General features: G+C 70.4%; 12 protein-coding genes. 7 read left to right on the top strand and 5 right to left on the bottom strand.

Annotated features, from left to right (window positions below):
* Positions 1–8 precede the first annotated feature (8 nt).
* Entirely contained in the window at positions 9–1,562 is a 1,554-nt protein-coding gene (locus VGT80_RS02705) for a DHA2 family efflux MFS transporter permease subunit (protein ID WP_327452659.1), read from the top strand.
* Here VGT80_RS02705 and VGT80_RS02700 read toward each other — a convergent pair.
* Together VGT80_RS02700 and VGT80_RS02695 are read right to left on the bottom strand one after the other, a co-directional pair.
* Positions 1,559–2,977, bottom strand: coding sequence for an MFS transporter (locus VGT80_RS02700; RefSeq protein ID WP_327452657.1), 1,419 nt, complete (start codon positions 2,975–2,977; stop codon positions 1,559–1,561). The two genes, VGT80_RS02705 and VGT80_RS02700, sit on opposite strands and share 4 nt — an antisense overlap.
* Before the next feature lie 51 nt (positions 2,978–3,028).
* Positions 3,029–4,777: an alpha/beta hydrolase gene (locus VGT80_RS02695; protein WP_327452656.1), complete on the bottom strand. Its 1,749-nt coding sequence runs from the start codon at positions 4,775–4,777 to the stop codon at positions 3,029–3,031.
* Between the two features lie 275 nt (positions 4,778–5,052).
* Here VGT80_RS02695 and ptsP point away from each other — a divergent pair, with 275 nt between their 5' ends.
* The 5 genes from ptsP to VGT80_RS02670 all read left to right on the top strand — a co-directional run bounded on the left by ptsP (position 5,053) and on the right by VGT80_RS02670 (position 11,069).
* The gene (ptsP, locus tag VGT80_RS02690; protein WP_327452655.1) at positions 5,053–7,317 is read left to right on the top strand and encodes a phosphoenolpyruvate--protein phosphotransferase; all 2,265 of its coding nucleotides are present in this window, start codon (positions 5,053–5,055) and stop codon (positions 7,315–7,317) included.
* 153 nt (positions 7,318–7,470) lie between these two features.
* Complete coding sequence (locus tag VGT80_RS02685) at positions 7,471–8,754, top strand: helix-turn-helix domain-containing protein (RefSeq protein WP_327452654.1); 1,284 nt, start codon at positions 7,471–7,473, stop codon at positions 8,752–8,754.
* Between the two features lie 78 nt (positions 8,755–8,832).
* Positions 8,833–9,972 (top strand): flavodoxin-dependent (E)-4-hydroxy-3-methylbut-2-enyl-diphosphate synthase, encoded by a 1,140-nt coding sequence (gene ispG, locus VGT80_RS02680; protein WP_327452653.1) that lies wholly within the window; start codon positions 8,833–8,835, stop codon positions 9,970–9,972.
* A gap of 16 nt (positions 9,973–9,988) precedes the next feature.
* Positions 9,989–10,684 (top strand): hypothetical protein, encoded by a 696-nt coding sequence (locus tag VGT80_RS02675; protein ID WP_327452652.1) that lies wholly within the window; start codon positions 9,989–9,991, stop codon positions 10,682–10,684.
* A 91-nt stretch (positions 10,685–10,775) separates the two neighbouring features.
* Positions 10,776–11,069 carry a hypothetical protein gene (locus VGT80_RS02670; protein ID WP_327452651.1) on the top strand — a complete coding sequence of 98 codons (294 nt, stop codon included), beginning with the start codon at positions 10,776–10,778 and terminating at the stop codon, positions 11,067–11,069.
* A 108-nt stretch (positions 11,070–11,177) separates the two neighbouring features.
* On the opposite strand, the gene VGT80_RS02665 is transcribed toward VGT80_RS02670, so the two are convergent.
* Positions 11,178–11,471 carry a hypothetical protein gene (locus tag VGT80_RS02665; RefSeq protein ID WP_327452650.1) on the bottom strand — a complete coding sequence of 98 codons (294 nt, stop codon included), beginning with the start codon at positions 11,469–11,471 and terminating at the stop codon, positions 11,178–11,180.
* A 69-nt stretch (positions 11,472–11,540) separates the two neighbouring features.
* Positions 11,541–12,119, bottom strand: coding sequence for a pyridoxamine 5'-phosphate oxidase family protein (locus VGT80_RS02660; RefSeq protein WP_327452648.1), 579 nt, complete (start codon positions 12,117–12,119; stop codon positions 11,541–11,543).
* Positions 12,120–12,199: 80 nt separating this feature from the next.
* Here VGT80_RS02660 and prfA point away from each other — a divergent pair, with 80 nt between their 5' ends.
* A complete protein-coding gene (prfA, locus tag VGT80_RS02655; RefSeq protein ID WP_327452647.1) occupies positions 12,200–13,276 on the top strand; it encodes a peptide chain release factor 1 in 1,077 nt (358 codons plus the stop codon).
* Here the strand turns inward: prfA and VGT80_RS02650 are convergent.
* Complete coding sequence (locus VGT80_RS02650; RefSeq protein ID WP_327452646.1) at positions 13,273–13,863, bottom strand: 2'-5' RNA ligase family protein; 591 nt, start codon at positions 13,861–13,863, stop codon at positions 13,273–13,275. The genes prfA and VGT80_RS02650 overlap by 4 nt on opposite strands.
* Positions 13,864–13,883: the final 20 nt, after the last annotated feature.

Below are 13,883 nucleotides of genomic sequence, written 5' to 3'. Positions count from 1 at the left end.
ACGCCCCGATGGCCAACGCCTCGCAAGCCGGCATGCCGGCGCCGATGACCGGCGCCCTGCTGGCGGTCACCTCCGTCGCCCTGGCGCTCGGCACCTTCATGCAGGTGCTCGACAGCACCATCGCCAACGTCTCCCTGCCGACCATCGCCGGCAACCTCGGCGTCAGCGCCAACCAGGGCACTTGGGTGGTCACCGCCTTCGCCGTGGCCAACGGCGCCTCGGTGCCGCTCACCGGCTGGCTGATGGGCCGCTACGGGGTGGTGAAGACCTTCGTCGGCTCCGTGGTGCTCTTCACCATCGCCTCGTTCCTCTGCGGCATCTCTTGGGACCTGCCGTCCCTGATCGCCTTCCGGATTCTTCAGGGCGCGGTCTCCGGGCCGATGATCCCCGGCTCGCAGGCGCTCCTGATCATGATCTTCCCGCCCCAGAAACGCGGCACGGCGCTGGCCATCTGGTCGATGACCACCCTGGTCGCGCCGATCTGCGGCCCGATCCTCGGCGGCTATATCTCCGACAACATCTCCTGGCCGTGGATCTTCCTGATCAACCTGCCGGTGGGCCTGGTCTGCTCGGTCCTGTGCTGGCGCAACATGCGCAGCCGCGAGACGCCCACCCGCAAACAGCCCATCGACGGGACCGGCTTCGCCCTGCTGCTGATCTGGGTGGGCGCGCTGCAGGTGATGCTCGACACCGGCAAGGACGCCGACTGGTTCAACTCCCCGGCCATCGTGGTCGAGGCGCTCGTCGCCGTGGTCGGCTTCACGGCCTGGCTGATCTGGGAGCTCAACGAGCGCTACCCGATCGTCGACCTCAGCCTGATGCGCAACCGCAACTTCGTGCTGGCGACCCTGGTCTCCTGCCTGGGCTTCGCCGTGTTCTTCGGCACCAACCTGCTGCAGCCGCTGTGGCTGCAGACGCGGATGGGCTACATCGCCACCTGGGCGGGCCTGGTGGCCGCGCCCTCCGGCGTGGTGGCCGTGATCCTGACGCCCTTCGCGGCGCGGGTGATGAGCCGCATCGACGCCCGCTGGACGGCCAGCCTCTCGCTCGTCGCCTTCGCCTCCAGCTACTATCTGCGCTCGCTGTTCACTACCGACGTGGACTTCTACGCCCTGGTCATCCCCATGCTGGTGCAGGGCGTCGCCATGTCGACCTTCTTCGTCTCGATGGTCACCCTGGCGCTCAACGGCATCCCGGGGAACCAGGTGCCCGCCGCCTCGGGCCTCTACAACTTCCTGCGGATCACCGCCGGCAGCTTCGCAGCCTCGGTGGTCACCACCGCCTGGGACCGCTCGGCGGCGCTGCACCAGACGCGGCTCTCGGAGGTGATGGGCGCGCACGACCCGACCTTCAGCCTGGCGCTGCAGAAGCTTCAGATCGTGGGGCTCAGCGCCCAGCAGGCGCTGGCCGCCGTCACCCAGCAGGTCACCGGCCAGGCCTATCTCCTGGCGACGGTCGACCTCTTCCGGGTCGCCGCGATCCTGATGGCGCTGATGATCCCGCTGGTCTGGGTCACCGCCAAGGCCATGGCCCAGGGCGGACCGGCGCCCGCGGCGGACTAGGCTGGGGCCCTCGCGGTCTCCACGCGGCCGGTGAGCCGGAAGGCCGCCCAGACGCCGACCACGCCCAGCGGGATCACCGCGGCGTAGATCCACACCCCCGTCGCCGTGGCGCTCGCCTGCGTCAGGCCGCTCGAGAATCCGGCGAGGTTCGCCGCCGCGCCGGCGATTGCTGCGCCGACGGCCGCGCCGGTCTGGCGCACCGCGGTGATCGCCGAGGAGCCGATCGCCCGGTCCTCGTCCGACAGCGCCGCCAGGACCCGCCGGCCCATGAAGCTCCACGACCAGCCGAAGGCGCAGCCCAGCAGCACCCCGCCGACGATCACCCCCGGCACGTTGGCGGTGGGCGTCGCCCAGATCAGGATCATGAGGCTGACGATCAGGGCGAGCGCGCCGATCCGCACCCAGCGGGCGTCCCACAGGCCGGTGGCGGAGGCCACGGCGAAGGCCGCCAGCGTCCAGCCCAGGCTGTCGGTGGCGCTGACGTAGCCGGCGGCCAGCGGCGACAGTCCCGCCAGCGTCTGCAGGAGCGGCGGCGCATAGACGATGAAGCCCATGGAGGCGGCGGTGAGCGCGAACATCGCGGCATAGCCCGCACCGCAGACGGTCGTCAGGTCGCCCGCCCGGTGCGGCAGCAGCCGCACCCTGGCCCGCGCGTCGATCCAGACCACCAGCGCCAATAGCGCCAGGCCCAGGGCCACGAGCCCCAGGGAAACCGCCGCGCCACGGATCACGTCGGCGACGGCGACGGCCGCCATGCCGAGACCCAGCACGCCCAGCTGCAGCCAGGGAATGCCCGGCCCGCCGGAGGCCTTGTCGGCGCCCTTCAGCAGGAAGGGCGCGGCGGCGCTGAAGGCCAGGGTCTGGGCGGCGAAGAACCAGAACACGTCGCGCCAATGACCGGTCTGGGCGAAGAGGCCGCCGAGCAGCGGGCCCAGCACCGTGGCGATGCCCCAGACGCCCGAGACCGAGGCGAACACCCGCGCCAGATGCCGCTCCGGGAACAGCATGGCGATGGCCACCATGGAGAAGCCCGAGATCCACCCCGAGCCCAGCCCCTGGATCACCCGGCCGGTGAGGAACAGGCCCACCTCCGGCGCCGCGGCGCTGACCATGCAGCCGCCGACCATCACCAGGCCGGCCAGCGCCGTCGCCCGGCGCAGGCCGAAGATCTCCGACAGCCGCCCCGCGCTGGCCCCGGCCAGGATCGCCCCCACCAGATAGCCCGCCGTCGCCCAGCTGAAGTAGCCGTAGCCGCCCAGCTCGCGTCCGACGCTGGGCATGATGGTGGCGGTGACCAGGCTGTCGGCGGCGTTCAGCCAGACGCCCAGGCAGATCAGCGCGAACCGCGGCAGACGGCCGTCCGCCAGCAGGTCGGCCCAGGTGGTCGCCGGCGTCTGCGCCGCTTCAGCCTGCACGCTTCGTCCCCTCCGCCCGACGCCCGGGCCTCACATAGGGACAGCCGCGCTCTAGCGCGAGCGCGCCGCGGCCGGCGGCTGGACCTTGAAGCCCGGATACCAGTGGGTCGCCGTCCCGCCGGTCACGTACCAGGCCAGCAGGGCCGCGCAGATCAGGGCGCCGGGCACATAGGAGTTGGTCCGCCGATAGGTGAAGGCCGCCAGCGCACCGACCACCGCCAGGAGCGGCACGAACTGGATCGCCACGATGGTGTTCAAGGGCTCGGTCGGCGTGGCCAGCAGGCCGGTCTGGAACAGGGTTCCGTATTGGTAGATCAGCAGCACCACGAACCCGAGGCACATGGCGATCTTCCAGGCGCTGTGCTGCACGAGGAAGCCCTCGCCCTTCACCGCCAGATTGGCGGTCAGCGCCCGGATGGCGATCAGGAAGAACACGGCCCAGAGGATGAAATAGGGGATCGCCATGACCGCGTGGCGCGCGTCCAGCGGTTTCAGCCCCAGCACCCAGAGCCGGTAGTCCACGTGCCAGAGCGCGTCGACCAGCACGAGCGACAGGTAACCCACCGCGACCGTCGCCGCCGCGATCAGCGCCGAGCCGCCCCAGCGACTGGTGAAGACCGGCTTGCCGCCCCGGAGCACGAAGCTGAGGATGAGCGTGATCAGTCCGTTCAGCAGGGCCCAGACCAGGAGCTGGTTCTGGATGTACTGCGGGAAGAGCTGCATGGGGAAGAACACCTGCCCCCACTTCATGAACGGGTAGTAGGTCAAGGCTGGGATCGCCGCGGTCAGCACGAAAGCCAGCCACCACTTGCCGCCCCGCCGTTCGGCGACGGGCTCCATGGGATGGTTGAGGCTGGCGAAGACCGGCAGGGTCAGCAGCAGCTCGAAGGTCCCCATCATGAGGGCGATCAAGCCCACGAAGCCCAACGCCGTACCGATCTCCTTCCAGAACCAGATCTGGTCGGCGGGATCCTTGGGCGCGGCGGCGCCCGTCAGCGTCATCTGGAACCAGTCCACCGCCGCGCCGACGCCGGCCTTGGAGAAGTGCTCCAAGGGGTGGGTCACGGGCGGATTGACCAGCCGCCGCGCCGAGCCGTCGGCCACCGCGCCATAGGTTTGGCCGGGGACCACCGGGCCGGCCACGCCGAACGCCTTGGCGAGCTTCGGCGCGCCTGGGACCAGCGAGCCTTTCGGCACGCCCCACATCAAGGGCGCGAACTCGTCGTACTGGCCGAACACCACCTCGAGATTGCGTAGCTTGGGCGGGTTGGCGGCGCCGAGGAATCCCGGCGTCGAGCCCTCGAACACGATGGCCTTGTAGCCGTCCGGCTGCGAGGCGGCCGCGTAGCCGACGGGGATGCCGCCCATCGAGTGGCCCTCGAGGCCGATATTGGCCTTGTCCACGAACGGCAGGCTCTGCAGGTAGCGCAGGGCCGCCGCGCCTCCGAGGTCGTCGCCCGGGAAGCGGACGGCGCCGCCGGAATAGCCATGGCCCTTCATGTCCATGGCCAGCACCACGAAGCCGCGCCGCGCCAGCTCGATGGCGAAGGGCGACTGCATCTCGCGGGTGTTGATGTAGCCGTGGCTGACCAGCACCGCCGGCGCCGGATGCTGCGCCGTGGCGCCGGGCGGCACATAGAGCAGGGCGCTCTGGGTGATGGCCCCCTTGCCAGGACTTGGGTCGCCGGCGAAGCGGACGTCCTCGACCCGCGTCCCTCCGGCGGTCTGGATGCTGTGCGCCAGGAATGAGCCGGCCAGGATCAGCACTAGGCCAAGCAGAAAAAAGCCCCATTTCCGCATCTCGACGTCCCCCCAGAAGTCATCTTATTGCCGCGACGATGGGCCGGAAGCCGCGCAAGCTCAAGCTTGCAGGCGACGCCCCGACGCGCGGCCAAATGCAAGCTGCGCCTTCTCATCGCCGGATTGACGCCTACCTAAGTCCGGCGGGAGGGCGCCTGCGGGACGGGCAATTGGCGCCAATCGCCGCAACCGCATCTTTTGCGTCTCCGTAAGGACACGTAATGCTGGTAGGGGAGCGCGCCGGAGAGCGACGGGAGGCAAGGCGACTTAGGGACATGGCGGCGCCAGGGATAGCGATCCGAGGCCAGCGGAGTCTGCTCAAGCAGATCCGCGAGGCGCTCGCCTCAGGCGGCCCCGCCCAGGCGCGGCTGGACGCGGTCGTGCGCATCATCGCCCGCTCCATGGTCGCCGAGGTCTGCTCGCTCTACATGCGCCGCGCGGCCGGCGACATGGAGTTGTTCGCCACCGAGGGCCTCGACCCCAAGGCCGTCCACGTCACCCGCATGAAGCCGGGCGAGGGCCTGGTGGGTGAGATCATGCGCGCCGGGCGGCCGCTGAACCTCGCCGACGCGCCGGAACACCCGGCCTTCTCCTACCGGCCGGAGACCGGCGAAGATCCCTACCACGCCTTCCTGGGCGTCCCCCTGCTGCGTGGCGGCCGCGCCATCGGGGTGCTGGTCGTGCAGAACCGCACCGAGCGCGTCTACACCGACGACGAGGTCGAGGACCTGCAGATCGTCGCCATGGTGCTGGCGGAGATGGTGGCCTCCGGCGAGCTGATCTCGACGGACGAGCTGAAGGGCGTCGAGATCGCCCCGCACCGCCCGGAGCGGCTGAAGGGCTCCAAGTTCTCCGACGGGCTCGCCTACGGGGTCGCCGTCCTGCACGAGCCGCCGGTCGCCCCCTCGCAACTGCTCTCCGACGACGTGGCGGCCGAGGAGGTGCGGCTGAAGTCCGCCGTCGATTCCCTGCAGAGCCAGATCGACACCATGCTGGAGGGCCAGGCGGGCCTGGTGGAGACCTCCTACGAGGTGCTCGAAACCTACCGCATGTTCGCCCACGACCGGGGCTGGAACCGCAGCCTCGAGGACGCCGTGCGCAACGGCCTCACCGCCGAGGCCGCCGTCGAGCGGGTGCGCTCCGAGCACCGCGCGCGACTGGGCCAGGCCCGCGACCCCTACCTTCGCGAGCGCCTGCACGACCTCGAAGACCTCAACGACCGGCTGCTGCGCCACCTGGCGGGCGACGGCCACGTGGCCCGCGAGCTGCCCGACAACGCCATCCTGATCGCCCGCAACCTCGGTCCGGCCGACCTGCTGGAATACGACCGCAAGAAGCTGCGCGGCCTGTTGCTGGAGGAAGGCTCCGCCGCCAGCCATGCGGCGATCATCGCCCGCTCGCTGGACATCCCCTGCGTCGGCCGCCTGCCCGGCCTGCGCGACCGGGTGTCGGAAGGCGACATGGTGATCGTCGACGCCGAGACGGGCGAGGCCTACCTGCGGCCGCGGACCGACATCGTGAAGTCGATCCAGGCGCGTATCGACGTCCGCCGCCAGCGCCGCGCCGAGTTCGCCAAACTGCGCGACACCCCGGCCTTCACCCGCGACGGAGCCAAGATCAGCCTCCTGATGAACGCCGGCCTCGATGTCGACCTCGACATCCTGGTCGAGACGGGCGCGGAGGGCATCGGCCTGTTCCGCACCGAGTTCCAGTTCATGGTGGCCGAGGAGATGCCGCGGCTGAACGCCCAGACCGCGCTCTACAGCCGGGTGATGGAGGCGGCGGGCGATCTGCCCGTGACCTTCCGCACGCTGGATCTCGGCGGCGACAAGGTGCTGCCGTATCTGGAGGCCGAGCGGGAGGACAATCCGGCCCTGGGCTGGCGCGCGATCCGCATGGGCCTGGACCGGCCCGCCCTGCTGCGCATGCAGCTGCGCGCCCTGATCGCCGCCGCCCATGGCCGGCCGCTGCGCATCATGTTCCCGCTGGTGGCCAGCGTGGACGAGTTCCGCACCGCCCGCGCGCTCGTGGACCACGAAGTCGCCTGGGCCCAGCGCCGCGGCCGCCAGGCCCCCTCGCGGCTCGACGTGGGCGCGATGATCGAGGCGCCGTCGCTGATCTGGCACCTGGATGCGCTGTTGCCGATGACCGACTTCGTCAGCGTCGGCACCAACGACCTGATGCAGTACCTGTTCGCCGCCGACCGCGGAAACCCCAGGGTCAGCGACCGCTACGATCCGCTGTCGCCGCCGGCGCTGAGGGCGCTGGAGCAGATTCAGCGCGCCTGCGCCGAGACCGGCACCCCGGTCAGCGTCTGCGGCGAGATGGCCGGCCGCCCGCTGGAGGCCTTCACCCTGGTGGCGCTGGGTTTCGAGGCGCTGTCCATGCCGCCGGCCGGCGTCGGTCCGGTGAAGCGCATGGTGCTTTCTTGCGATCGCGAGGCGGCCCGACGGGGGGTTTCCGCGTTGTTGAAGAGCAGCGCCGGGTCGGTGCGAAACGAAATCGAAACCCTCGCGCGTAAAATCTACCTTGCGGTCTGATCTGATTGCTTCGGCGCCGTCGCTCAAAACAGTGACCGTTCACCGCATTGAGCACTACCGGAGCGCGTGTTACGCGAAGTTCAACCCAAGACTTCGCCTAGGTTCTAGGGTCCTGCGTGGCGGACGGACCGCCGCGCGCGTTCGGGGGTGGCCATGCCGCTCGACAGCAGCGGACTGAGCGACTTGCAGGGGGAGACCGGCGCGGCCGGCGACCCGCCGCACGCCTATGCCCCCAACATCCATTCCGGAGCCGACGTCGGCGAGGCGCTGCGCGCCATGCGCGAACACCGCGGCCTGACCCTGGAGAGCCTCGCCGAAAGCACCCGGGTCCGCGCCAGCTATCTGTCCGCCATCGAGGAACTGCGACTCGAGAAACTGCCCTCGCGCCCGTTCGTCATCGGCTATATCCGCGCCTATGCCCAGGCGCTCGGCGTCAACGCCGATGAGGCGGTGCAGCGCTTCAAGGCGGAGGAGCCGGTGCTCGACGAGCCGCTGCCTGAGCCGGTGGGCATGGGCGACGACCGCGACCCCCGGCTGGCGGCGATCGTCGCGGCGGGCGTGCTGATCATCGTGGCCATCGTCGCCTGGAACGTGGTCCAGCGGATCATGACCGAAACCGCCCCGGCGCCGGCGACGGCCTCGGACACCTCCTCGGCCAAGGCGCTCGCCAACACCACCGCGGGACCCGTAGCGCTGGGCGCGCCGCTGCCGGCGCCCGTGGAATCCACCACCCCGCCGCCCTATCTGACGCCCGGCCTCGACAAGGCGGTGAACGCCGAAGGCCAGCTGCTCGTCGCCCCCACGGCGCCGGCGCCGGTTCCCAATCTGACCCTGCCCGCGACGTTCGTTCCGCAGGGCGCGGTCTATGGCGTCTCCGCCGCCCGGGCCGCGGTGACCCTGCAGGCCCTGAAGCCGGCGTTCCTGGTGATCCACGGCGCCGACGGCTCCATCTACTTCGCCCGCCAGCTCGCCCAGGGCGAAGCCTACCGCGCCGCCGACATCGCCGGCCTGACGGTGGACGTCTCCGAGCCCGAGGCCTTCCAGGTGTTCTCCGGCGGCCAGTCCAAGGGCGTGCTGCCCCAGCCGCTGACGCCGGTCTCCAAACTGGTCATCGCGACCCCGGCGCCAACTCCCGCGGCTGCCGCCGCCACCGCTCCGAAAGCCGTCGCCCCCGTGGCGAGCGTCGCTGGACCCGCGACGGCCAAGGCTCCCGGGACCACCAAGCCCCCCGCCGCGAAGCCCGGCGTCACGGCCACCAAGCCTGCCACCACGACGGCGAAGGCCGGGACCGCCACGACCAAGGCCGCCACGGCGACCAAATCGGCGCCGAAGCCCAAGGCTGACACCGCGAAGGGCGGCAAGACTGACGCCCCCAAGGCGAAAGCCAAGACCGACGCGGCGGCCGACGAGACGGGCAAGGGCGACCCGCCCTTCTAGCGCCGTCGCTGGGCCGCGACCGTTGGCGACGACGCCCGGCTTGGGCTTTCACGCCAAACCGCCTATTTTCAGGGCCGCATGACCGCTCAAGACCCCGCCCACTATCGCCCCTGGCGCGCCATCCAGCGCCGGCCGAGCCGCAAGATCCGCGTGGGCGACGTGGAAGTCGGCGGCGACGCCCCGATCACCGTCCAGTCGATGACCAATACGCTCACCGCCGACGCGCCGGCGACCATCGACCAGATCCGCCAGCTGGAAGAGGCCGGCGCCGACATCGTGCGCGTGTCCTGCCCGGACGAGGCGTCCACCTCGGCGTTCAGGACCATCGCCAAGGCCGCCAAGGTCCCGCTCGTGGCCGACATCCACTTCCACTACAAGCGCGCCATCGAGGCGGCCGAGGCGGGCGCGGCCTGCCTGCGCATCAATCCCGGCAACATCGGCTCGCCCGACCGGGTGCGCGAGGTGATCCAGGCCGCCCGCGACCACGGCTGCTCCATGCGCATCGGGGTCAACGCCGGCAGCCTCGAGCGCGACCTCCTGGAGAAGTACGGCGAGCCTTGCCCCGACGCCATGGTCGAGAGCGCGCTCAGCCATGCCCGCATCCTGCAGGATCACGACTTCCACGAGTTCAAGATCAGCGTGAAGGCCTCCGACATCTTCATGACGGTGGCCGCCTATCAGATGCTGGCCGAGGCCATCGACTGCCCGCTGCATCTGGGCATCACCGAGGCCGGCGCCCTGCGCACCGGGACCGTGAAGTCCTCCATCGGCATGGGCGCCCTGCTCTGGGCCGGGATCGGCGACACCATCCGCGTCTCGCTCGCCGCCGACCCGGTGGAGGAGATCAAGGTGGGCTTCGACATGCTGAAGTCGCTGGGCCTGCGCCACCGCGGCGTGAACATCATCGCCTGCCCCTCCTGCGCCCGGCAGGGCTACAACGTCATCGCCACCGTCGAGGCGCTGGAGGCCCGGCTGGCGCACATCTCCACCCCGCTCAGCCTGTCGATCATCGGCTGTGTGGTGAACGGCCCCGGCGAGGCGCTGATGACCGACCTCGGCTTCACCGGCGGCGGCAAGGGCGCGGGCATGGTCTATGTGGCGGGCAAGGCCGACCACAAGATGGACAACGAGCACATGGTCGACCACATCGTCGAGCTGGTCGAAGCCAAGGCCGCCGAGATCGAAGCTGCCAAGCCGGCCAAGATCGCCGCCGAGTGACGGCGCAGCGGCGGCGATGACGCAACCGCCGGACCCCGAAACCCTCGCCAAGGCGCGCGCCGCCTACGCCCAGATCCTGGAAGACGCCTTCCGGCGCAGCCCCCTGGCGCGCATCGACGAATGGATCGCGGCCGGCAAGGCGCCCACCGCCACCCGGCTGCGGGGCGAGGGCCTGACCACTGGGTCGGGCGACCCCGAGCGCGCCGCGGAGCTGCGCCTGGCGCGCAAGGTCTTCACCCGCACCTACGGCTTCTCCATCCCCTGCTCCGACGCCATGGGCCTGCTCTCACGGCTCGGGCCCCTCGTGGAGATCGGCGCGGGCTCCGGCTATTGGTCGGCCCTGCTACAGAACGGCGGCGTCGACATCGTCGCGACCGACCTGACGGCCGCCGGGCAGCTCGCCTATGGCTTCCAGGTCGGCCGCTTCTGCCGGGTCGAAGGCCTCACCGGCGCCGACGCGGTCCGCGCCTATGGCGACCGCGACGTCTTCTGCTCCTGGCCCACGGAGGCCTCGCCTTGGGCGCTCGGCGCCGTGCGCGCCATGGCGCCCGGCCGCCGACTGGCCCTGATCGGCGAGCCCCGAGGCGGCGTCACTGGCACGCCCGGCCTGTTTCGCTTCCTCGAAACCCGCTTCCGGCTGCTCGGCGGCCTCGATATCCCGCAGTTTCCGCAGGTCCGCGACCGGCTGTTCGTCTACGAGCGCGTCGGCTGACGCGAGCCGCCCGAAAATGACGCCCGCGTCACTCTTGTGCAGCCTCGGCGATTGCGGTTAGGTGAGCCCCCAACACCCCGGGAGGGACGAGATGTCCGCGGACGGCAACTGGAAGATCACCATCAACACCCCGATGGGCGCGCAGACGGTGAATGCGACCCTCAAGACGAGCGGGGACACCTTCACCGGCACCACCGAAGGCCAGATGGGCAAGCAGGAGGTGAGCGGCAAGGTGAATGGCGACACCCTCACCTGGAGCGCCGACATCACCAGCCCGATGCCCATGACCCTGGAGTTCGAAGCCAAGGTCGACGGCGACAAGATGACCGGCAACGTCAAACTCGGCATGTTCGGCAACGCCCCGCTTTCCGGCGAGCGCGTCTAAGCCTTCCGCACCGCATCGGCGCAGCAAAGGGCCCGCTCCGGCGACGGAGCGGGCCTTTCGTTTTGTGCGGCTGGATCGCGGCTCGAGGCCGGGATGCCCGCTACGCGGTCACTTGCCAGGCGCGACGTTGTCGGCCGCGCGGCTGGCGGCGGCGCCGACGTTGTCGGCGGCGTGGCTGACGCTCGACGCAGCCCCGGTCACCGCGCTGGTGCGCAGGTTGTCGTTGCGGCTTTGGGTCATCAGGAAGAAGGCGACGATCGCCACCAGCGCCAGCACCGCGATGCCGATGATCACGCCGCCGACGCCGGAGCCGCCGCCATCGACATAGGTCGTGCCGCCGTCGCGCTCGATCACGCGTTCGGTCGTGCCGTCGGGATGCTCGGTCACTCTTTCAGTCGCCATGGGTCTAGGTCTCCAGATTACCTGCGCCGTAACCGACAGGCGGACGACCGTGTTCCCCAGGGCCAAGCTTCAGCGGCGCCGGGGCGGCACCACGTCGGCGAACATCTCGAAGCTCTTCCATTTCGGCTCGGGCGGCGGGATCCCGGCGGCCGGCAGATAGGCCGAGCCCTCCACGAGAGCCATGTTGGGCACGTAGCGCGGGCAGTTGGGGAAGATGTCGGTGGGCGTGACCTTGACCATGAGCTGCGCGCCCGGCGTCTGCGCGATCCGCGGATCGTGGCGGACCACCTCGGCGCGGCCGTTTACCCGCAACCGCTTCGGCGCCTCGCCCATGGCGATGAACAACAGGCCAACCTGTGGATTGACCGCGATATTGCCCAGGCTCTTGAACATGCCGTTGCCGTCGTAGTCGGGGAACACCAGCAAGTCCGGCGCGGCGACCTGCACGAAGCCCGCCGGCCCGCCCTTGAACGAGCAGTCTGGCCGTCCCTCGCCATCCGCCGTGGCCAGGAAGAAGAACCCAAGGCTCGCCACGAAGCCGGCGTCGTCGTCGTTGAACCGGTCGCGCCGCAACCGCTCCTCCAGCCGGTCGGCCAGCGCGCGGCTGCCGAAGGCGTCCTGCAAGGCGCGATTTCCCTCGTGGTACATGGCCAGCCTCCTCCCCGCGGCGGTTTGCAAGCCGCGCCGGGGACGCTAGACAAGCCCCCTTTCCGCAAGGCGTCCAGACGGTGCGACTTCCCCAGGCCAGGCTCGATCAGGTGCTCGACCGCTTCCGCGAGGTCGAGGCGCGCATGTCGGCGGCCACCGACGGCGCTGAGATCGTGCGCCTGTCGAAGGAGCATGCCGAGCTCAAGCCCGTGGCGGACGCTGTTCTGGGCCTTGAGCTGGCGCGCGGGTCGATTCCCGACCTCCAAGAGATGGTCGATAGCGGCGATCGCGAGCTCGCGGAAATGGCGCGCGCCGATCTCGACCAGCTCAACGAGCAGCTCCCGAAGCTTGAACGCGACCTGGCCCTGATGCTGGCGCCCAAGGACCGGGACGAGAACGCCTCGGCCATCCTGGAAGTCCGCGCCGGGACCGGCGGCGACGAGGCGGCGCTGTTCGCCGGCGACCTGTTCCGCATGTACCAGCGCTATGCCCAGCTGCACGGCTGGCGGGTCGAGGTGGAGAGCGCCTCCGAGGGAGAAATGGGCGGCTACAAGGAGGTCGTCGCCTCGATAACCGGCGACGGCGTGTTCGGCCGCTTGAAGTTCGAGAGCGGCGTCCACCGCGTTCAGCGGGTGCCCGACACCGAGGCCCAGGGACGCATCCATACCTCCGCCGCCACCGTCGCGGTGCTGCCCGAGCCCGAGGACATCGACATCGAGATCCGCGACCAGGATCTGCGCATCGACACCTACCGCTCGTCCGGCGCCGGCGGTCAGCACGTCAACAAGACCGATTCCGCCGTACGCATCACCCACCTGCCCAGCGGCATCGTGGTGACCTCGTCGGAGAAGTCGCAGCACCAGAACCGGGCGCGGGCCATGAAGGCCCTGCAGGTGAAGCTCTACGACCAGCAGCGCGAGGCCGCCCACAGCGCTCGCGCCGAGAGCCGCAAGGCCCAGGTGGGTTCCGGCGACCGCTCCGAGCGCATCCGCACCTACAACTTCCCGCAGGGCCGGGTCACCGACCACCGGATCAATCTGACCCTCTACAACCTGCCCAAGATCCTGGAGGGCGAGGCCCTCGACGACGTCATCGAACCCCTGATCGCCGAGGACCAGGCCGCCCGCCTCGCCGCCCTGGAGGACGAGCTGGCCTAATCCGCCAGCGGCCAGCGCCCGAGCACCGTTTGGCGCCCCACGCCACTGTGCAGCAGCACGAACTCGCGGACCGTCCAGCGCACCGGCGCGATCGGCGTCTCGGCCAGGTCGTGATCGCCCCACAGCAGGGTGATGTGCGGCGCGAACGCGCGCTCGACGCCGAACCGTGGGCCGGCCGAGGCCTGCGCGCGATGGATCGCCCGCCTGAGCAACTCGACGCCCTCGGCCCCCTCGCGGCCGGTCAGCACCAGCGGCCGATGACCGGCGCGCCCCTTCCAGCTCACCACGCGGTCGAGCGAGACCAGGAACGGCGCCATCGCGACCCTGGACGCCAGCGCCCGGGCCGCGCCCACCATCTCCGCCGGGGGCGGGCCCCTGTCGCGCCCCACGAAGCTCAGCGAGACGTGCAGGCGCGAGATCGCGACTGGCCGCGCGCCGCGGGCGAACCGCGCCGCCAGGCCCGCACTGAGCGGCGCGATCCGATCCGCCGCCGGCCCATCGGGCTGGATCGCGAAGTACAGCCGGTGTGACCGCTCCGCGGTGATCGGACGGCTGTCGAGGGCCGACATTCGAAGTTGTATGTTCATGAAATGTTCTTACCGCGAGA

This window comes from Phenylobacterium sp. (genome assembly GCF_035944335.1).
GTDB lineage: Bacteria > Pseudomonadota > Alphaproteobacteria > Caulobacterales > Caulobacteraceae > Phenylobacterium.
The sequence above is the reverse complement of the archived record's forward strand: the minus strand, read 5'-3'. Positions and strand labels throughout refer to the sequence as shown.